The sequence below is a fragment of the Nitratireductor sp. PBL-C9 genome (assembly GCF_050877045.1).
Classification (GTDB): Bacteria; Pseudomonadota; Alphaproteobacteria; order Rhizobiales; family Rhizobiaceae; genus Nitratireductor; species Nitratireductor aquimarinus.
Window position 1 is genome coordinate 180,167 of the sequence record NZ_JBPAXW010000006.1, and the last position, 17,919, is coordinate 198,085.

20 protein-coding genes are annotated in these 17,919 nt (G+C 62.2%); 4 read left to right on the forward strand and 16 right to left on the reverse strand.

Features of this window, described 5'->3' with window-relative positions:
• Positions 1-6: 6 nt before the first annotated feature.
• From ACRTG1_RS14350 to ACRTG1_RS14380, 7 genes are all read right to left on the reverse strand, one after another.
• Entirely contained in the window at positions 7-2,529 is a 2,523-nt protein-coding gene (locus ACRTG1_RS14350) for a sensor histidine kinase (protein ID WP_371685962.1), read from the reverse strand.
• Positions 2,530-2,732: 203 nt separating this feature from the next.
• Positions 2,733-4,133 carry an adenosylhomocysteinase gene (gene ahcY / locus ACRTG1_RS14355; protein ID WP_432516452.1) on the reverse strand — a complete coding sequence of 467 codons (1,401 nt, stop codon included), beginning with the start codon at positions 4,131-4,133 and terminating at the stop codon, positions 2,733-2,735.
• Positions 4,134-4,280: 147 nt separating this feature from the next.
• Positions 4,281-4,601 carry an HPr family phosphocarrier protein gene (locus ACRTG1_RS14360; protein WP_236042166.1) on the reverse strand — a complete coding sequence of 107 codons (321 nt, stop codon included), beginning with the start codon at positions 4,599-4,601 and terminating at the stop codon, positions 4,281-4,283.
• Positions 4,598-4,999, reverse strand: a complete 402-nt coding sequence (locus ACRTG1_RS14365) for a PTS sugar transporter subunit IIA (protein ID WP_113153647.1) — start codon at positions 4,997-4,999, stop codon at positions 4,598-4,600. Before ACRTG1_RS14365 ends, ACRTG1_RS14360 begins: the two co-directional genes overlap by 4 nt.
• Before the next feature lie 256 nt (positions 5,000-5,255).
• Positions 5,256-5,714, reverse strand: coding sequence for an HPr kinase/phosphorylase (locus tag ACRTG1_RS14370; protein ID WP_113153646.1), 459 nt, complete (start codon positions 5,712-5,714; stop codon positions 5,256-5,258).
• A 6-nt stretch (positions 5,715-5,720) separates the two neighbouring features.
• The gene (locus tag ACRTG1_RS14375) at positions 5,721-7,493 is read right to left on the reverse strand and encodes a stimulus-sensing domain-containing protein (RefSeq protein ID WP_113156099.1); all 1,773 of its coding nucleotides are present in this window, start codon (positions 7,491-7,493) and stop codon (positions 5,721-5,723) included.
• 50 nt (positions 7,494-7,543) lie between these two features.
• A complete protein-coding gene (locus tag ACRTG1_RS14380; protein ID WP_113153645.1) occupies positions 7,544-8,245 on the reverse strand; it encodes a response regulator transcription factor in 702 nt (233 codons plus the stop codon).
• A 301-nt stretch (positions 8,246-8,546) separates the two neighbouring features.
• On the opposite strand from ACRTG1_RS14380, the gene ACRTG1_RS14385 reads away from it, so the two are divergent.
• The 4 genes from ACRTG1_RS14385 (at position 8,547) to ACRTG1_RS14400 (ending at position 12,364) form a co-directional block, all read left to right on the forward strand.
• Positions 8,547-10,157: a phosphoenolpyruvate carboxykinase gene (locus ACRTG1_RS14385; protein WP_432516453.1), complete on the forward strand. Its 1,611-nt coding sequence runs from the start codon at positions 8,547-8,549 to the stop codon at positions 10,155-10,157.
• Positions 10,158-10,259: 102 nt separating this feature from the next.
• On the forward strand, positions 10,260-10,694 hold the full coding sequence (gene arfB / locus ACRTG1_RS14390; RefSeq protein ID WP_113153643.1) for an alternative ribosome rescue aminoacyl-tRNA hydrolase ArfB: 435 nt from the start codon (positions 10,260-10,262) through the stop codon (positions 10,692-10,694).
• A 293-nt stretch (positions 10,695-10,987) separates the two neighbouring features.
• On the forward strand, positions 10,988-11,443 hold the full coding sequence (lysM, locus tag ACRTG1_RS14395; protein ID WP_432516454.1) for a peptidoglycan-binding protein LysM: 456 nt from the start codon (positions 10,988-10,990) through the stop codon (positions 11,441-11,443).
• A 306-nt stretch (positions 11,444-11,749) separates the two neighbouring features.
• On the forward strand, positions 11,750-12,364 hold the full coding sequence (locus tag ACRTG1_RS14400) for an alpha-ketoglutarate-dependent dioxygenase AlkB family protein (protein ID WP_206553309.1): 615 nt from the start codon (positions 11,750-11,752) through the stop codon (positions 12,362-12,364).
• On the opposite strand, the gene coaA is transcribed toward ACRTG1_RS14400, so the two are convergent.
• From coaA to hisB, 9 genes are all read right to left on the reverse strand, one after another.
• Entirely contained in the window at positions 12,351-13,310 is a 960-nt protein-coding gene (coaA, locus tag ACRTG1_RS14405; protein ID WP_222474050.1) for a type I pantothenate kinase, read from the reverse strand. The genes ACRTG1_RS14400 and coaA overlap by 14 nt on opposite strands.
• A 93-nt stretch (positions 13,311-13,403) precedes the next feature.
• Positions 13,404-13,724 carry a phosphoribosyl-ATP diphosphatase gene (locus ACRTG1_RS14410; RefSeq protein ID WP_432516455.1) on the reverse strand — a complete coding sequence of 107 codons (321 nt, stop codon included), beginning with the start codon at positions 13,722-13,724 and terminating at the stop codon, positions 13,404-13,406.
• A complete protein-coding gene (hisF, locus tag ACRTG1_RS14415) occupies positions 13,721-14,521 on the reverse strand; it encodes an imidazole glycerol phosphate synthase subunit HisF (RefSeq protein ID WP_206545560.1) in 801 nt (266 codons plus the stop codon). The genes ACRTG1_RS14410 and hisF overlap by 4 nt, the downstream gene beginning before the upstream one ends.
• Positions 14,518-14,844, reverse strand: a complete 327-nt coding sequence (locus ACRTG1_RS14420) for a hypothetical protein (protein ID WP_206545561.1) — start codon at positions 14,842-14,844, stop codon at positions 14,518-14,520. The genes hisF and ACRTG1_RS14420 overlap by 4 nt, the downstream gene beginning before the upstream one ends.
• Positions 14,841-15,575, reverse strand: a complete 735-nt coding sequence (gene hisA, locus ACRTG1_RS14425) for a 1-(5-phosphoribosyl)-5-[(5-phosphoribosylamino)methylideneamino]imidazole-4-carboxamide isomerase (protein WP_206548088.1) — start codon at positions 15,573-15,575, stop codon at positions 14,841-14,843. The genes ACRTG1_RS14420 and hisA overlap by 4 nt, the downstream gene beginning before the upstream one ends.
• A 3-nt stretch (positions 15,576-15,578) precedes the next feature.
• Positions 15,579-15,878: a DUF1330 domain-containing protein gene (locus ACRTG1_RS14430; RefSeq protein WP_206545563.1), complete on the reverse strand. Its 300-nt coding sequence runs from the start codon at positions 15,876-15,878 to the stop codon at positions 15,579-15,581.
• Positions 15,878-16,528: an imidazole glycerol phosphate synthase subunit HisH gene (gene hisH / locus ACRTG1_RS14435; RefSeq protein WP_113153635.1), complete on the reverse strand. Its 651-nt coding sequence runs from the start codon at positions 16,526-16,528 to the stop codon at positions 15,878-15,880. Before hisH ends, ACRTG1_RS14430 begins: the two co-directional genes overlap by 1 nt.
• A 2-nt stretch (positions 16,529-16,530) precedes the next feature.
• A complete protein-coding gene (locus ACRTG1_RS14440) occupies positions 16,531-17,016 on the reverse strand; it encodes a DUF2628 domain-containing protein (protein ID WP_206545565.1) in 486 nt (161 codons plus the stop codon).
• Between the two features lie 4 nt (positions 17,017-17,020).
• Positions 17,021-17,629 (reverse strand): imidazoleglycerol-phosphate dehydratase HisB, encoded by a 609-nt coding sequence (hisB, locus tag ACRTG1_RS14445; RefSeq protein WP_113153633.1) that lies wholly within the window; start codon positions 17,627-17,629, stop codon positions 17,021-17,023.
• Between the last annotated feature and the right edge of the window lie 290 nt (positions 17,630-17,919).

Here is a 17,919-nt window from a genome sequence, read left to right on the forward strand (position 1 = left end):
GTGTGGCTACTCTGCGGCGACCCGCGCCTGTGTCGGCGCGGAGGGGAAACGGCAGGTTACCGTGGTTCCACGCCCTTCGCCCGTGTCGATGTGAACAGAGCCGCCATGCAGCTCGACGAAACTCTTGACGATGGAGAGACCCAGCCCCGCGCCGCGACGGCGACCGCCATTCACATGCGGCTCGAAGCGCCGGAAGATCGTCTCCAGCACGTCGGGCGCCATGCCCGGACCGTCATCATGCACGCTGAATTCGACCGCGTCGTCATACTGCCGCGCCACAAGCCGGATAATGCTGTGCTCCGGCGCATAATTGGCCGCGTTGGAGAGCAGGTTGAACAGCACCTGCCGCACCCGGTTCTCATCCGCATGGAAGACCAGCGCCGCATCGTCCATCTGCACGTCGAGGCGGATCTGGTGCTCGCGCAGCCGCTCGGAGATGAGCCCGGCCGCAGCCTCGACCATGTCGCCAACCCGCACTTCGCCGATCTCCAGCTCCATGATGCCGGCATCGACCGTGGCAAGATCGAGAATGTCGTTCACCACTGTGAGAAGCACCGAAGACGACGAACCGATATGGTCCACATATTCGCGCTGCCTCTGGTTCAGCGATCCGGTGTCCTGAATGTTCAGAAGCTCGGTGAAACCGATGATGTTGGTCAGCGGCGAGCGCAGCTCGTAGGAGACGTGCTGAACGAAATCGTTCTTCAGCTTGTCCGCCTTCTGCAGCGCGTCGTTCTTTTCCTTCAGCGCACGTTCCACGTTCACGCTGTCGGTCATGTCGACAAACGTGATCATCACCTGCCCGTTGGGCAGCGGGATCGTCGCGTGGCTCAGCACCGAGCCATTGCTTAATTCCACCTGTCCGTGCTGGCTGCGGCGCTCGTCATCGAAACCGGTGACCGAGGCAACGAAGCTGCGCCAGGGGCTTTCCTTCGCCAGCGGGTCGCAGACCGTGCGGATATCGGCGATGTGCGCACCCGAAGCGATCAGCGTATCGGGCAGGCTCCAGAGCCGCTGGAAGGCCGGGTTGGAAAGGCGCAGGCGACCATCGGGGCCGAACACGGCCACACCTTCGGTCAGATTGTCGAGCGTTTCGCCCTGCACCCGCATGGCCGCATTGTAGCGGCTTTCCAGGTCGAACTTTTCCGTCAGGTTTTCGAAAACCCAGGTCACGCCGCCCTTGGGCTGCGGATTGGCGATGACACGGATCGTGCGCCCGTCGGGCAGATGCCACCAGTGTTCTTCCGGCTTCATGCTGCGATAGGCGGAAAGAAGCTCCTGCTTCCAGCGACGCCATTCGGGCTGCTCGGCAAGCGTGCCTTCGCTGCGCAGACGGTCGAGCAGAAGCGCATTGTCCGGCGCGCTCTCCAGGAAGGGCGTGTCCAGATCCCAGAGCTTCTGGAACGACTGGTTGAAGAAGCGCAGCTTCTGGTTCTCGTCAAAAATGGCGACAGCCGTGGTGAGCTGATCGAGCGTGTCGGAATGACTCTGCACCGTGCTTTCGAACTCACGGCGGATCGTCTCCACCTCGCTGACATCGCTGGCGATGCCGGCCGAACCATGCGCACCCGCATAGTCGGTGATCGCAAACACCCGGCGCTCGCCGCGCACAACGGCGGAGAGCGACTGCCTGAACACCTCATTGGCCTCGCGGTGGCGGCTGGTGATCTCTTCACGCGCCGACATGGGCAGGAATTCAAGCTGCTCGCGCAGCACCGCATCACCGCTCGGCGCGTCGACAGCACCGGTGAACGCGCGGTTCACCCAGGCAAGCTGGCCTGCCTTGTCACGCAGCCAGAACGGCATGTCGAGGGAATCGAGCAGTCCCAGAACGGTCCTGCGCTCGGAGAGCAGGTTCTCCTGCTCCACCTGCATCCGCGCATGTTCTTCGCGCACGCCGGCAAGCGAAATGAAACGCAGCACGGTGTGCTGCGCCGACTTGCGTCCCTGCGCCTCAAGCAGCGTGCCCGAGCGCGTCTCGATGGTCAGATCGAAGTTCTCGCCTTCATCGCGCAGGTTCGCCAGCGCCCGGTCCAGCGCAGACGCCGCGCGCGGCATCATCCAGCGGCCGAATGCCAGAAACGCCGAACGCTCATCCGGCGCGCCGCAGCCCGGCGGCAGATCGCCGACGATGGCCGGCTTGTCCGCTCCGCCGCCCCACACGACAGCGCGTTGATCCTTGAGATTGAGAAGGGCTTCCGAACGCCCCAGTGCGCCGCTCAGTTCAGCGACACGGGCGCGAAGCTCCAGATTTTCAGCAGCGATGCGCGCGCGTTGGCGGATCAGCCAGATGGCCGACAGAAACGCCGCGCCCATGATGCCGGCGAACACCGCGACTTCAATGACATCGGAAGCAGCAAAGGACACGCCTGGCGCAACCTGCGCGCTCGTCTGCGCGGCCGCCGTGAATGGCATGACCACGCTCGTCGTCAGCGTCAGAAACCGCATCAATCCCCGTGTGATGCCTGTTTTGCGCTGTCGGCCCCTAGGGCCCATAGATCCGCCGTTCAGCGGGTCCAGCCCCGGCATGTCTTGATCCTTCTTCGCCGCATGGTGTGGCAAGACCGCCCCTTCCTTTCGCCAGGCCCACAGCCCGGAAGGTCAGCCGCCTCGCGAATCACAGCACTGTACCGCGTGAGCGAATCGTCGTGAAGAAGGACGGGCGACAAAAATAATCCCGGACCAAAAGTCAATGGTCCGGGATCAATATGTTGTGCTTTGGTTAACGCCGCTTAATAGCGGTAGTGCTCCGGCTTGAAGGGACCCTGCGGCGTCACACCGATGTAATCGGCCTGCTCATCCGACAGCGTGGTCAGCGAAGCGCCAAGCTTGTCGAGGTGCAGACGGGCAACCTTCTCGTCGAGATGCTTGGGCAGAACGTAGACTTCGTTCTTGTACTCCTCGCCGCGCACGAAGAGCTCGATCTGCGCCAGCACCTGGTTGGTGAAGGATGCCGACATCACGAAGCTCGGGTGCCCCGTCGCATTGCCGAGGTTCAACAGACGGCCTTCCGACAGCAGGATCATCCGCTTGTCATCCGGGAAGGTGATCATGTCGACCTGCGGCTTGATGTTCGTCCATTTGAGATTGCGCAGTGCTGCGATCTGAATCTCATTGTCGAAATGGCCGATATTGCCGACGATCGCCATGTCCTTCAGCTTGCGCATGTGATCGAGGGTGATGACGTCCTTGTTGCCGGTCGTGGTGATCACGATGTCGGCGGTCGACGCGGCTTCGTCCAGCGTGACCACCTCGAAGCCGTCCATGGCGGCCTGCAGCGCGCAGATCGGGTCGACTTCCGTCACCTTCACGCGTGCGCCGGCGCCCGAAAGCGACTGCGCGGAGCCTTTGCCCACGTCACCATAGCCGCAGACCACGGCCACCTTGCCGGCCATCATCACGTCGGTTGCGCGGCGAATGCCGTCGACCAGCGATTCCTTGCAGCCATACTTGTTGTCGAACTTCGACTTGGTCACGGAATCGTTGACGTTGATTGCCGGGAAGGGGAGGAGGCCCTTCTTCTGCAGCTGGTAGAGACGGTTCACACCGGTGGTCGTCTCTTCGGTCACGCCCTTGATGGCTTCCTTCTGGCGCGTAAAGAAGCCCGGCGTTGCCGCCATGCGCTTCTTGATCTGCGCGAACAGAACTTCCTCTTCCTCGCTGCCCGGGTTGGACAGAACGTCCTCGCCGGCCTCGGCGCGCGCGCCGATGAGGATGTACATGGTGGCGTCGCCGCCATCATCGAGGATCATGTTGGAGGGCTCGCCATCCGTCCACTGGAAGATCTGGTCCGTGTAGGTCCAGTACTCTTCAAGCGTCTCGCCCTTGATGGCGAAGACCGGCGTGCCGCCTTCGGCGATGGCCGCAGCGGCGTGATCCTGGGTCGAGAAGATGTTGCACGATGCCCAGCGCACATCCGCGCCAAGCGCCTTCAGCGTCTCGATCAGAACAGCGGTCTGGATCGTCATGTGCAGCGAGCCGGAGATGCGCGCGCCCTTCAGCGGCTTTTCCTTGCCGAACTCTTCGCGGCAGGCCATCAGGCCCGGCATTTCCGTTTCGGCGATCTCGATTTCCTTGCGGCCCCAGTCGGCCAGCGAAATGTCGGCGACCACATAGTCCTTGTCAGCGCTCATTGGCGTACTCTCCGATTGTGATGAATCCGGGCGCCACAGGCGAACGGCCGGGCGCGAATGCTGGCTTTTGACTACCAGAACAATGCGGCGCTCACAATGGATATAAAGAAATCTTTATTCGTGCATGTCGACTGATAAGGCCCGGTCTCAGCATTCCTCGCCGAAACGGTCGGCGATCAGAGCCTCGAGCGCATCGAGCAGCGCTTCGGCTTCGGGACCACTGGCGCTGACCCGGATGCTGCAGCCGGGGCTGGCCGCCAGCATCATCAGGCCCATGATCGAGGTTCCGCCGACGGTGATCCCGTCCTTCTCGACCTCGACATCGGCATCGTGGGCTTCCACCGTCTGCACGAACTTGGCGGAAGCGCGCGCATGCAGACCACGCTGATTGACGATGGTGAACTCGCGCCTGAGTTCCTCGGCGGCCGGTGCGCGAACCGGCATGTCGTTCGTCTGCGGCTCGCTCATTTTCCGCTCAGGACCTGGCTTGCGACATTGATGTATTTCCGCCCTGCGGTCTGCGCCTCTTCAAGCGCCTGCGCCATGTCGTCATTGGCGCGTGCGGAGGAAAGCTTGATCAGCATGGGAAGGTTCATGCCGGCAATCACCTCCACGCGGCCAGCATCCATGACCGAGATGGCCAGGTTCGACGGCGTTCCACCGAACATGTCGGTGAGGATGATCACGCCCGAGCCCGTATCGGCCCGCGCCACGGCGTCTACGATATCGCGCCGCCGCTGCTCCATATCGTCTTCAGCGCCGATGGAGACTGTTTCAAGGTTTTCCTGATGACCCACCACATGCTCAACGGCGTGGCGGAATTCTTCGGCCAATTGGCCATGCGTCACCAATACGAGCCCAATCATCGGCACATCATCCGATTTCCTGGTTTGGCTTTCAAGGCTGCGCTCGAGGCTGTCACGCGTTCACTCCATCCAGCTGACTTTGCGGGCCTGCCCGCATATCCGGTTATTCTCATTTAGGCCTCGGTCCGCGATGGTCGACCCCTGAAGGCCCATCTCTGAAGACCAGACCCCAGACTGCCTCACGACAAGAGCGCTATCTTGTCAACGCACAGGCCGTTGACAAGCCCAAAACTGCGGCGAGTCGCCTAAATAAAGTTCAAACGGTGACTTGAGAGGGGCCAAAAGGCGGCAATTGAAGGGTTGCCGCGATGGCGTGAACGGCCCTTCGTGCCTGTCGTTGCGGCAATTCCACGCACGGAAGCGCGATGCCTTCATGGACCATTTGCTGCCCTTCGGAAAATCGCGGCGCGTCCTGTTCATCGACAAGACGCACCACGAGATCCATCACGGCGGCCGGCATGTGCGCAAGCTTTGCAGGCCCGAGCCCGCGCGCTTCCGCCAGCCCGGCAATGGGTGCGGGCGTGCGCACGATCAGCCGGCCATTGCGGGCGGAGAGAAAAACCTGATCGTCTGAAATGAAGCATGCAAACAGCCCCGCCGCCTTGAAAAAGGAGAGGGCCTCGAAGGCCAGCATGGTCTTGCCGCTGCCCGACGCGCCTTCGATCAGTATGCCGTGACCGGCGACGACGATGGCGGTGGCGTGGCGGTTGTGCATGGCGGATCAGGTCTCCGCAGGCAGCGCGACGATGAACCGTGCGCCCTGAATGTCGCCGGGCTTCCCGCCCGCAATGTTTTCCGCCGTCAGCGTGCCGCCATGTGCTTCCACGATCTGCCGGCTGATGGAAAGACCGAGGCCGGAATTCTGGCCGAACGCCTCACCCGCCGGACGATCCGTGTAGAACCGCTCGAAGATGCGGTCGATGTTCTCGACGCGAATGCCCGGCCCGTTGTCCTCCACGGACAGGATGATGCGCTTGCCAACGCGCGCCAGACGCACATCGATCCGCCCCGTCTTTTCCGGCACGAAGGAACGGGCGTTCTCGATCAGATTGGTGATGACCTGCCCAAGCCGCAGATCGTGGCCCTGAATGTAATAGGTCGCGTCCGCGCCATCCCGCTCTTCGGTGGCGAAGGTGATCTCCACCGGCTTCTTGCTGGACCCTGCTTCGCGGATCGCACTCACCAGATCACCCACAAACTGTTTCAGCTCCAGGCGGCTCGCATCTTCGCGCGAGAGTTCCGCATCGAGCCGCGACGCATCCGAAATGTCGCTGATCAGCCGGTCGAGGCGGCGCACATCGTGCTGAATGATCTCCAGAAGACGTTCGCGCGACCGCTCATCCTTGGCGAGCGGCAGCGTTTCCACCGCGCTGCCGAGCGACGTCAGCGGGTTTTTCAGCTCATGCGCCACATCGGCGGCAAAGCTCTCAATGGCGTCAATGCGCGCATAAAGCGCCTTGGTCATGTCGCGCAATGCCGCGGAAAGATTGCCAATCTCATCCTGACGATGTGAGAAATCCGGGATTTCCTCGCGCGACCGCGCGCCCCGGCGCACCCGCACCGCAGCTGCCGAAAGCCGGCGCAGCGGATTGGCGATGGTCGAGGCCAGCAGCAGCGACAGGATGGCCGTCACCAGCGCGGCAACGGCAAACACGCGCAGGATCGCCTTGCGCTCGGCTGCAACGATCTTGTCGATATCACCGCCCTGCGTCGACAGGAGAAGCACGCCGAGAACCGCCCGGAACCGCTGAACCGGCACGGCGACGGAAACGATCTGCTCGCCCTGTTCGCTGATCCGCACCACATAATTGGTGGTGCCCGTCAGCGCCTTCATCACCTCCGGATAGGCAACGCCGCTGCCGCCGGGCTGCTCGCGATAGACCGGCAGGTCACGGCGACGGAAAATCTCGCGCAGCCGCTGCCAGATGCTTTCGAACACGCCCGAGGGCTCGTCATCCACCGGCGGCAGTTCATAGCGCAGCACCTGGCCAAGATATTGGGAATCGAGCAGCAGGTTCGCATCCGGGTCGTAAATGCGCGCGCGGGTGCGGGTCTGCGGAATGAGCCTTCGCAGGAGAGGGGCCACCCGCTCCGGATTGATCGGGAAGTCGAGGCTTTCCAGCTGATCGGCGCGCAGGGGCAGGCTCTGTCCGGCCTGTAGCTCAAGCAGCTTGTCGGGATCGACGAGGATCGAGTCCGTTTCCACCTCGGCGGAGCTTGCAATGGCGCCGGCGATGATCTCGCCCTGCGTCATCAGGCTTTCCACGCGCGCGCTGATCAGTTCCTCGCGGAACTCGTTCAGATAAAGAACGCCGACGACCAGAACGCCGAGGCCCGCCAGGTTGAGAAACAGAATGCGCCGGGTGAGACTGGAGAAGACGTAATGCCCGAAAAGACGGCGCAACGGCACGGCGAGCCGGCCAAGAAAGGCCGGGCCCGTCGGTCGCGCAGCCCTTGAAGGCCGCTGCTCCGTCTTTTCCGTCTTTACACTCATCGCCACTGTCTTGTCCGGGCGCACGCCACGCAGCCGAATTGATTTTCGGCCTAGATCTCGCGGAAGCGGTAGCCCACGCCATAGAGCGTTTCGATCATGTCGAACTCGCCGTCAACTGCCTTGAACTTCTTGCGAAGCCGCTTGATGTGGCTGTCGATCGTGCGGTCATCCACATAGACCTGCTCGTCATAGGCGGAATCCATCAGCGCATCGCGGCTTTTCACGACGCCCGGCCGCTGCGCCAGCGAATGCAGGATCAGGAATTCCGTCACGGTCAGCGTCACCGGCTGCCCCTTCCAGGTGCAGGTGTGGCGCTCCTGGTCCATGACCAGCTGGCCACGCTCCAGCGATTCCGACTGTTTGCCGGGCGTCTTGGCCGCCGTTTCCCGCGTGCTGGCGCGGCGCAGGACAGCGCGCACCCGCTCCACCAGAAGACGTTGCGAAAACGGTTTGCGCACGAAATCGTCGGCCCCCATCTTCAGGCCGAAGAGTTCATCGATCTCATCGTCCTTGGAGGTAAGGAAGATCACCGGCACGTCGCTCTTCTGGCGCAGGCGCCGCAGAAGCTCCATGCCGTCCATGCGCGGCATCTTGATGTCGAGGATCGCAAGGTTTGGCGGACGCGCACCCAGACCCTCAAGCGCCGAAACGCCATCGGTGTAGGTCTCCACACGGTATCCCTCGGACTCCAGCGCTATGGAGACGGATGTGAGAATGTTGCGATCGTCATCGACAAGCGCGATTGTTGCCATGTCTAGCGGCTCCCTCATGGGCATATCGTCCCTATCTGCATCAATCGGCTGCGCAGATGCAGGACAAATTGGGTACAAAATGTGGCATATAAAGAAGTCTGTGTCACACCGACACGGCCATGCGCCATCACTGTCCCCTTCGGAACTGTGCATATATCGGTCGAATCACGTACTTTTTAAACGATTTAAACGATTTTAAAATCTTTAAATCGATTAATGGTTTGAAATCCCTCGATTATTTGTGTTTTCAGCTTGGATCGCCTGCGGAGACAGGCATCTCAAGGGATTTTTGGTGGTTACGATGAACGAAACCGGCACGCGCAACCCGGCTTGCGGGATTGAGAGCAATGGTCTGAAAACGACGGGAAACGTCTATTACAACTTTCAGGCCGCTGCCCTCTATGAGGAAGCGCTGCGTCGCGGTGAGGCACGGCTTTCCGCCGATGGCGCGCTCGTTGCCGAGACCGGCCAGCACACCGGCCGTTCCGCCAAGGACAAGTTCGTCGTGCGTACCGCCGACACTGAAGACGCCGTTTGGTGGGACAACAACAAGCCCATCTCGCCGGAGCATTTCGAAGCGCTCTATGCCGATTTCGTTAAGCAGGCAGCCGACCGCGACCTGTTCGTGCAGGATCTCGTCGGCGGCGCCGATCCGGAAAACAGCCTGCCGGTGCGCGTTGTTACGGAATATGCATGGCATTCCATGTTTATCCGTAACCTGCTCCTGCGTCCGGAAGTCGAGGCGCTCGACGCTTTCGTTCCGCAGATGACGATCATCGACCTGCCGTCCTTCCGCGCCGATCCCGAGCGCCATGGCTGCCGCACCGAGACGGTCATCGCCGTGGATCTGACCCGCAACATCGTTCTGATCGGCGGCACCTCCTATGCCGGCGAGATGAAGAAGTCGGTCTTCACCGCGCTCAACTACATCCTGCCCGCCAAGGGCGTGATGCCGATGCACTGCTCGGCCAATGTCGGCCCCGATGGCGACGCCGCCGTCTTCTTCGGCCTGTCGGGCACCGGCAAGACCACGCTTTCGGCTGACCCGTCGCGCACGCTGATCGGCGACGACGAGCATGGCTGGGGCGAGACCGGTCTCTTCAACTTCGAGGGCGGCTGCTACGCCAAGACGATCCGTCTGTCGGAAGAGGCCGAGCCGGAAATCTTCGCCACCACCCGCCGTTTCGGCACGGTGCTGGAGAACGTTGTCCTCGATGACCAGCGCCGCCCCGACTTCGACGATGGCAGCCTGACCGAGAACACGCGCTGCGCCTATCCGCTGCACTTCATCCCGAATGCCAGCGAAACGGGCCGCAGCGGCCATCCCAACAACATCATCATGCTGACGGCGGATGCCTTCGGCGTGCTGCCGCCCATTGCCAAGCTGACCCCGGCGCAGGCCATGTACCACTTCCTGTCCGGTTACACCGCAAAGGTGGCCGGCACGGAAAAGGGCGTTACCGAACCGGAAGCAACCTTCTCCACCTGCTTCGGCGCTCCCTTCATGCCGCGCCATCCTTCGGAATACGGCAATCTGCTGCGCGATCTGATCGCCCGTCACGGTGTGGATTGCTGGCTGGTCAATACCGGCTGGACCGGCGGTGCCTACGGCGTCGGCAACCGCATGCCCATCAAGGTCACGCGCGCCCTGCTCAATGCAGCGCTCAGCGGCAAGCTGAACGATGCCGAGTTCCGCACCGATCCGCATTTCGGCTTCGCCGTACCGGTCGACGTTCCGGGCATCGATTCCAGCCTGCTCGACCCCCGCTCGACCTGGGCCGACAAGGCAGCCTATGACGCGCAGGCCCGTCGCCTGGTTGGGATGTTCATCGACAATTTCGAGAAATTCGAAACCCATGTCGACGCCAGCGTGCGCGAGGCCGCACCGCATCCGGCGGAAGCCGCCGAGTAACGCGCAGACTTGCATCCCAGGACCTGAACGCGCATTTTCAGGGCCCGGCCATTTGGTCGGGCCCTTTGTTTTGATGCAAGAAAACACAACCGGACTGGCGCAATGGCCGAGGGCGACCTCAACATCAGAAATGGCGTGACCGTCTTCGAGGACGAATTGCAGGAACAGTTCATCCGTTCCTCCGGTCCTGGCGGTCAGAACGTCAACAAGGTGGCGACCGCCGTTCAGCTGCGCTTCAACGCGAGGAACGCGCGCGGCCTGCCGCAGCGCATTCGCGAGAAGGTTCTGGAACTGGCGGGAAGCCGCGCCACGAAGGAAGGCGAGATCGTCATCGAGGCCGGACGCTACCGCACCCAGGAGATGAACCGCGCCGATGCGCGCGACCGGCTGACCGAACTTCTGACCCGCGCCGCCGAGCCACCGCCACGGCCGCGCAAGAAGACAAAGCCCACACGCTCCGCCATCGAACGCCGCCTGAAAGCCAAGGCTGGCCGCTCCTCCATCAAGAAGATGCGTGGCAAGGTTAGCCACGACTAGGGTCAGGACCTGTCAATTTGGCTGCAATGGCGTTCGATAGACCAAGAGATGCCAGGAAAAGCCCGCAGAGCGGGGTCTTCCCCCCGGTCAAGGGGTTTGACGCGGCAGGTCGCCGGTCTATCGAGCGTCCTACGGATCGGCCGACCATTGCGGCCAAATTGACAGGTCCTGACCCTGGAGGTTGCTGAAGATTCCGGGGCAAAATCGCCGCTTATTACCATTCAGTGTTTTACAGTTGAAATCTACAACCGTTACACGTCAAATATCCGCCAACTCAAACTGGAGACGTATCCATGGGCATTTTCGATTTCGTCAAATCCGTCGGCAAGAAGCTCGGCGTGGTGGACGAGGAGCCGCCGGCAGCAGACGAACTGAAGAAGGAACTCGATTCCCATAGCCTCGGCACCGACAAGGTCGAAGTGGTCGTGGAAGGGGACAAGGTCGTTCTGAAGGGCGAGGTCGCAGACCAGTCGGCCTTCGAAAAGGCCGTCGTGGCCGTGGGCAACACGCTCGGCATTTCCAAGGTGGAAGCCGGCGAGCTCAAGGTTGCTGCCGCCGAAGCCAAGGCGCCGGTCTTCTACACGGTCCAGAAGGGCGACAATCTCTGGAAGATCGCCGAAGCCAATTACGGCAAGGGCAAAGGTGCGAAATACACCATGATCTTCGAGGCCAACAAGCCGATGCTTGATGACCCGGACAAGATCTACCCCGGCCAGGTTCTGCGCATTCCCGATCTCGCCGAGGCATAAGCGCCCCCGGCACGATCTGACAGGAACGGCGGCTTTCGGGTCGCCGTTTTCTTTTGTGTGGGTGTAAGTTTCCCGGGTGAGATCGCACGGTTACATGCCGTATCCGATCATGTGGCAACGGCGTTGTGCGTGGTTCGACAAGCTCACCATGAGGGTGGAAATACGCCTGCAAAACCCATCTGCGATGTTGCAGAATCAGACCTTTCTGCAAGGCCGCTGCATCCCTCATGGTGAGCTTGTCGAACCACGCACTACATCAATGCAGCGGCTCACCATGCACCGTGCTCGAGATGTAAGGAGACTGAATTGCCAACCCTCACCGAAGGCGTGCGCCATCTGCCGGGTTATCTCGACCGCACCGCCCAGGAAGCGCTTGTTGAAGACATTCGCGCCGTGGTGCGCGAGGCACCGCTTTTCGTCCCGGTCATGCCGCGAACCGGCAGGGAAATGAGCGTGCGCATGACCAATTGCGGCCCGCTTGGCTGGGTCACCGACCGGGAGCGCGGCTATCGCTATCAGGAAACGCACCCCGTGACCGGAAAACCATGGCCGCCGATACCCGCGCGACTGCTCGCCCTGTGGGAGGAGGTGGCGGATTTCCCGGCTCCGCCGGAGGCCTGCCTCGTCAATCACTATGCTGAAACCGCGAAAATGGGCCTGCATCAGGATCGTGACGAACAGGAATTCGCCGCGCCCGTGGTGTCGGTTTCACTCGGTGATGCATGCCTCTTTCGCGTCGGCGGCGCAAAGCGCGGCGACAAGACCGTTTCGGTCAAGCTGCAAAGCGGCGATGTGGTGGTGCTGGGCGGGGCAGGGCGGCTCGCCTTTCACGGCGTCGACCGCATTTACCCCGGCACCTCGACGCTGCTCAGCGCGCCGGGGCGCATCAACCTGACCCTGCGCCGCGTCACAGCTTCCTGAGCGCCACTTCGTCCGTCAGGTGATCCGCACCCTTGCGCAGGATCAGATCGGCGCGCGGCCGCGTCGGCAGAATGTTCTCGCGCAGGTTCTTCAGGTTGATCGTCTCCCAGAGCTGCTCGGCGATGGCCAGCGCGGCGCTCGGCTTGAGCGCCGCATAGCGGTGGAAGAAGGATTCCGGGTTCTGGAAGGCCGTTTCGCGCAGCCGCATGAAGCGATCCACATACCATTGATGGATCAGGTCTTCCGGCGCATCGATATAGATCGAGAAGTCGAAGAAGTCCGAAACCACCGGGATTGCGGTGCCATCCTGCGGCAAATCGCGGGTCTGCAGAACGTTGATGCCCTCGAAGATCAGGATGTCCGGGCGGTCGATGGTGCGGAACTCGCCGGGCAGGATGTCATAGGTGAGGTGCGAATAGAGCGGCGCCGGAACATTCGGCACACCGGCCTTGATCGCCGAGAGAAAGCGCAGAACCGCGCCAACATCGTAGCTTTCGGGAAAGCCCTTGCGCTCCATCAGGTTCTCGCGTCGCAGGACCTCGTTGGGATAGAGAAACCCGTCCGTTGTCACCAGGTCGACCTTCGGGCTCGACGGCCAGCGGGTCAGAAGCTCCTGGAGAACGCGCGCCGTGGTCGATTTTCCAACGGCCACCGAGCCGGCAATGCCGATGATGAAGGGGGATTTGACCACGTCTTCGGAGTTGAAGAAGACCTGCCGCTGGCGAAACAGAAGCTGGGTGGCCTCCACATGCGCCGAAAGGAGCCGCGACATGGACAGGTAGATCCGCCGCACCTCTTCCAGATCGACCGGATCGTTCAGCGAGCGCAGGCGCTGCACCTCGTCCTCGGTCAGCGTCAACGGCGTGTCGGCGCGGAACTTCGCCCACTTCTCGGCGGTGAAAATGCGATAGGGGGAGTAGTTCTCCCCAGAGACAAGCTGGTCCATGAAGTCCGCGGCCCCCTTCCTTGCCGCCATGGTTGTCTTATCGGTGTCGCCATCCATCATGCGATGGATGATGCCACCCAGGGCGGAAACGATCTATCCCTTTCGGGATGCCTTTTCCTCAATTCCGGTGCGCGCGGTGCGGCGCTCCAGTTCCGCCATCACCTCATCAACCGAAACGCCCTCCAGCGCCAGCACGACGAGCCAATGATAAAGGAGATCGGCGCTTTCGGAAATCAGGTCTTCGCGATCATGCGAAACGGCGGCGATCACCGCTTCCACGGCTTCTTCGCCAAGCTTCTGCGCAGCCTTCGGCGTGCCCTTGGCAAACAGCTTTGCGGTCCACGAGTTGTCATCGCCCGAACGCGCGCGCTCGGCGATGATGGCTTCCAGACGGGTGAGGTCGAACTGGCTCATGCCTGCTCCGGGGTCTGCGCGGGATCGAGCCGCATGGGAATGCCGGCAGCCGCCATATGCGCCTTGGCCTCGCCGATCGTGTAAGTGCCGAAATGGAAGATCGACGCGGCCAGAACGGCGGTCGCATGTCCGTCGCGAACGCCTTCCACCAGATGATCCAGCGTGCCCACGCCACCCGATGCAATGACCGGCGCGCGCACGGCGTCGGCCACGGCGCGGGTCAGCGGAATGTTGTAGCCCGCCTTGGTGCCGTCGCGATCCATCGAGGTGAGCAGGATTTCCCCCGCGCCGAGATCCACCACCTTGCGGGCGAACTCGACGGCGTCGATGCCCGTTTCCCTGCGTCCGCCATGGGTGAAGATTTCCCAGCGCAGCGGCTCGCCTTCGCCGGAAACTTGTTTGGCGTCGATGGCAACGACAATGCACTGATTGCCGAACTTGTCGGCGGCGCGCGCCACCAGTTCGGGATCGTTCACCGCCGCCGTGTTGATCGACACCTTGTCCGCGCCGGCAAGCAGCAGCTTGCGGATGTCGGAAACCTCGCGCACACCACCGCCCACGGTGAGCGGCATGAAGCACTGCTCGGCCGTGCGCGCCACCACGTCGAAGATCGTTTCGCGGTTGTCGCTGGAAGCGGTGATGTCGAGGAAGCAGAGCTCGTCAGCGCCGGCGGCGTCATAGGCCTTTGCGGCTTCCACCGGGTCGCCGGCGTCGATCAGGTCGACGAAGTTGACACCCTTGACGACGCGGCCGTCCTTCACATCGAGACAGGGGATGACGCGGGCTTTGAGTGTCATGCGAGGTTCGCCTTCTTGCGGGCCCGGATCACGGCGATCATCAACGCCACTGTCCAGGCGATTAGCGCGGCCATGCCGAAGGGCAGGCTTATCAGCCCCAGCCAGCCCATCACGAACATGGAATATAGCATGTCGCCCCGGTCTTCACCGGCGATCATGCAGGGATTGCTGTAGCCCTCGTGAACCGTGCAGCCATAAGTGCTGGCAAGGATGCTGGAGGCGACAACCGAAAGAACGGGCAGCGCCGCCAGAACGAGGATCACCACCAGAAGAACGATGAAGGTTCTCTTGGTTCCCCGGCTCAGGCGACCGTCAGCGCTCACGCAGCCTCTCCCTTAAGCACCTTCAGCGCCTCGGCGGGATCGATGCGGCCGTCATAGAGCGCGCGACCGGAGATCGCGCCTTCCAGCTTCGCCGCATCGGGCATGGTCATGCGCACTATGTCGGCAATGGAGGCAAGACCGCCCGAAGCGATCACGGGAATGGAAACGGCGTCGGCCAGTTCAATGGTCGATTCCCAGTTGATGCCGGTCAGAACGCCGTCACGGTCGATGTCCGTGTAGATGATGGCGGCCACGCCGGCACCCTCGAAGCGGCGCGCAAGCTCGATTGCCGAAAGATCCGATGTCTCCGCCCAGCCTTCCACCGCAACCTTGCCGCCGCGCGCATCGATGCCGACGGCAACCTTGCCCGGAAACGCCTTGCAGGCCTCGATCACCAGAGCCGGATCGCGCACCGCAACCGTGCCGAGGATCACCCGCGACAGGCCCTTGTCGAGCCACGCCTCGATATGCTCCAGCGTGCGGATGCCGCCGCCCAGCTGCACCGGGTTCTTCGTCGCCTTGAGGATCGCCTCGACCGCATCGCCATTCACGCTTGCGCCGGCGAATGCGCCATTCAGATCGACCACATGCAGCCACTCGAAACCCTGTTCCTCAAAGGAGCGGGCCTGCGCGGCGGGATCGGTGTTGTAGACCGTCGCCTCGTCCATGTCGCCCAGCTTGAGCCGCACGCACTGGCCGTCTTTCAGGTCGATGGCGGGAAAAAGTATCATGTGTCAGACGCCCTCGATAATGCTGAGCTTCGCCGTTGAATAATCCCGCCTGATGCCCAGCGCGTGCTGGTATTCCGGCGAGTTGTAGCAGGCAAGCGCCTGCTCATAGGAGCTGAATTCGATGATCACCTGCCGGTCGCCGGCAGGGCCTTCGGGCGCGGTATGCTGCCCGCCACGGGCGAGAAATTTCGCACCGTATTTCTCAAAAGCCTTCGCATTGGCTTCGATATACTTCTTGTACCCTTCCGGATCGGCGATATCGACCATCGCGATCCAGTAGCCTTTTTTGGTCGAAACCGTCATCAGGGCCTCCAGCGCAGGAAGTTTGCGATCAGGGCCAGGCCAAGCGCCTGGCTCTTTTCAGGGTGGAACTGCGTGCCCACCAGATTGTCCCGCGCAACGGCCGCCGTGATCGTCCCGCCATAGTCGGTGGTGGCCAGAATCTCGGCCTCATTGCGCGCCGCGAAATGATAGGAATGCACGAAATAGGCGTGCAAACCGTCCTCTCCGGTGGGGATTCCATCGAACAGGGGATGCGAATGTTTCACGTGAATCGTGTTCCATCCGATCTGCGGAATCTTCAATTCCGGGTCGGACGGGGTCATTTCCACCACGTCTCCGGCGATCCAGCCGAGCCCCTCGGTCACCGTCTTTTCAAGCCCGCGCTCGCTCATCAGCTGCATGCCGACACAGATGCCGAGGAACGGACGACCCTTTTCGAGCGCCACATCCGTGATCGCCTCGACCATGCCGGGCACCGCGCTAAGTCCCTGCCGGCAATCGGCATAAGCGCCCACGCCGGGAAGCACGATCCGGTCTGCGGCGCGCACCGCATCCGCATCCGCCGTAACTGAAATCTCGGCCCCGATGCCGCTTTCGCGCGCGGCGCGCTCGAAGGCTTTCGCGGCCGAGCGCAGATTGCCCGAGCCGTAATCGATAATCGCAACCTTCATGGTCAGCGCGCTCCAGGATAGGAAAAGAGACCGAGCGCCGGCTCGCTGCCACGGCCGAAGCCCTTGGCCGGTGCGGGTCTGTCGGTGAGGGCAGGGGATGGCGTTTCCTGCCGCGCTTCATCGTCGGCAAACACCAGTTCCGCCATGAAACGGGTTTCCGCCTCGTCGCGGTTGTCGGCGTCGACAACGCCCCATTCATGCCAGCCGCGCCGCTTCAGCATGGAGACCCGCAGATTGCGCGCCTCCAGCCCGAAGAACAGCGACAGGCAGAGCGAGGCCACCGTTGCCGCAACCGACCAGCCCTCCAGCGCACCAAGCGCGCCGAGCAGCAGCGCGGCGGCAACCGCAGCAAGCGCTTCCAGCCACATGCGATGCCACAGGAACCAGAGGAACGGCGCAATGAACGCCAGGATCGCAAAGCCGTCGCGCACCAGAACCGCCTGTTCCGGATTGCGTTCGGGCGGCTCCATCACAACATAGCTTGCCATCGGCTTATCCCTTCAGGCTGCCCTTGGTGGAGGGGACTGCATCAAGCTGGCGCGGATCGGCTTCGCAGGCCGTACGCAGCACCCGCGCCACCGCCTTGAAGCAGGTCTCGGCAATGTGGTGGCTGTTTGCGCCGTAATGATTGGTCACATGCAGTGTGATGCCGGCATTCTGGGAAAGGGCCTGGAAGAACTCGCGCACCAGTTCGGTGTCGAACGTGCCGATCTTCTGCGTCGGAAACTCAACATCCCAGACGAGGAAGGGGCGGCCCGAAACATCGATCGCCGCGCGCGTCAGGCATTCGTCCATGGCGAGATCGAGCGAGGCGTAACGCGTGATGCCGCGCCGGTCGCCCAGCGCCTCCGAGATGGCCTTGCCGAGCGCGATGCCGCAATCCTCGACCGTGTGGTGATCGTCGATGTGCAGATCGCCATCGGCCTTCACCGTCATGTCGATCAGCGAATGGCGGGAAAGCTGCTCCAGCATATGGTCGAAAAAGCCCACGCCGGTAGCCATGTCGTAACGGCCTTCGCCATCGATTTCGACCCGAACGGCAATGGCCGTTTCATTGGTCTTGCGGCTGATTTCGGCGGTGCGCGTTGTGCTGGAAGCCATGGTCTGTCCCTTTGCGCTGCATGAAGGCCAGCCTTCTAGCAGCATGTTCCGCCAAAGACCAGAACCGTTGCCGCCCAGACGGTACGCCAAGACCGGCAGATCCTGATTTCAAACTCCGCCCGCAATACCCATCATCGCCACATCTGCAAAGTGCTCAACACCCCGCCAGGCACCCTCGTGGTTCGCCTTTCAGCAAGCTCAAGAGGCTCACCATGAGGATTGATGTGACGGATGGTGACGCGACGTAGCGATGTGCTGCCATGTTCACCCCCATATTCAAACCCTCAAGG

What these genes read in the sequence shown, in the direction of transcription:
- ACRTG1_RS14365 (WP_113153647.1), bottom strand. Translation starts at nt 4,999, where the DNA reads ATGATTGGGCTCGTATTGGTGACGCATGGCCAATTGGCCGAAGAATTC.
- ACRTG1_RS14380 (WP_113153645.1), bottom strand. Translation starts at nt 8,245, where the DNA reads ATGGCAACAATCGCGCTTGTCGATGACGATCGCAACATTCTCACATCC.
- ACRTG1_RS14410 (WP_432516455.1), bottom strand. Translation starts at nt 13,724, where the DNA reads ATGAGCCAGTTCGACCTCACCCGTCTGGAAGCCATCATCGCCGAGCGC.
- arfB (WP_113153643.1), top strand. Translation starts at nt 10,260, where the DNA reads ATGGCCGAGGGCGACCTCAACATCAGAAATGGCGTGACCGTCTTCGAG.
- hisF (WP_206545560.1), bottom strand. Translation starts at nt 14,521, where the DNA reads ATGACACTCAAAGCCCGCGTCATCCCCTGTCTCGATGTGAAGGACGGC.
- ahcY (WP_432516452.1), bottom strand. Translation starts at nt 4,133, where the DNA reads ATGAGCGCTGACAAGGACTATGTGGTCGCCGACATTTCGCTGGCCGAC.
- ACRTG1_RS14430 (WP_206545563.1), bottom strand. Translation starts at nt 15,878, where the DNA reads ATGACGGTTTCGACCAAAAAAGGCTACTGGATCGCGATGGTCGATATC.
- hisB (WP_113153633.1), bottom strand. Translation starts at nt 17,629, where the DNA reads ATGGCTTCCAGCACAACGCGCACCGCCGAAATCAGCCGCAAGACCAAT.
- ACRTG1_RS14440 (WP_206545565.1), bottom strand. Translation starts at nt 17,016, where the DNA reads ATGGCAAGCTATGTTGTGATGGAGCCGCCCGAACGCAATCCGGAACAG.
- coaA (WP_222474050.1), bottom strand. Translation starts at nt 13,310, where the DNA reads ATGGACCAGCTTGTCTCTGGGGAGAACTACTCCCCCTATCGCATTTTC.
- ACRTG1_RS14350 (WP_371685962.1), bottom strand. Translation starts at nt 2,529, where the DNA reads ATGCCGGGGCTGGACCCGCTGAACGGCGGATCTATGGGCCCTAGGGGC.
- ACRTG1_RS14370 (WP_113153646.1), bottom strand. Translation starts at nt 5,714, where the DNA reads ATGCACAACCGCCACGCCACCGCCATCGTCGTCGCCGGTCACGGCATA.
- ACRTG1_RS14385 (WP_432516453.1), top strand. Translation starts at nt 8,547, where the DNA reads ATGAACGAAACCGGCACGCGCAACCCGGCTTGCGGGATTGAGAGCAAT.
- lysM (WP_432516454.1), top strand. Translation starts at nt 10,988, where the DNA reads ATGGGCATTTTCGATTTCGTCAAATCCGTCGGCAAGAAGCTCGGCGTG.
- hisH (WP_113153635.1), bottom strand. Translation starts at nt 16,528, where the DNA reads ATGAAGGTTGCGATTATCGATTACGGCTCGGGCAATCTGCGCTCGGCC.
- ACRTG1_RS14360 (WP_236042166.1), bottom strand. Translation starts at nt 4,601, where the DNA reads ATGAGCGAGCCGCAGACGAACGACATGCCGGTTCGCGCACCGGCCGCC.
- hisA (WP_206548088.1), bottom strand. Translation starts at nt 15,575, where the DNA reads ATGATACTTTTTCCCGCCATCGACCTGAAAGACGGCCAGTGCGTGCGG.
- ACRTG1_RS14375 (WP_113156099.1), bottom strand. Translation starts at nt 7,493, where the DNA reads ATGAGTGTAAAGACGGAAAAGACGGAGCAGCGGCCTTCAAGGGCTGCG.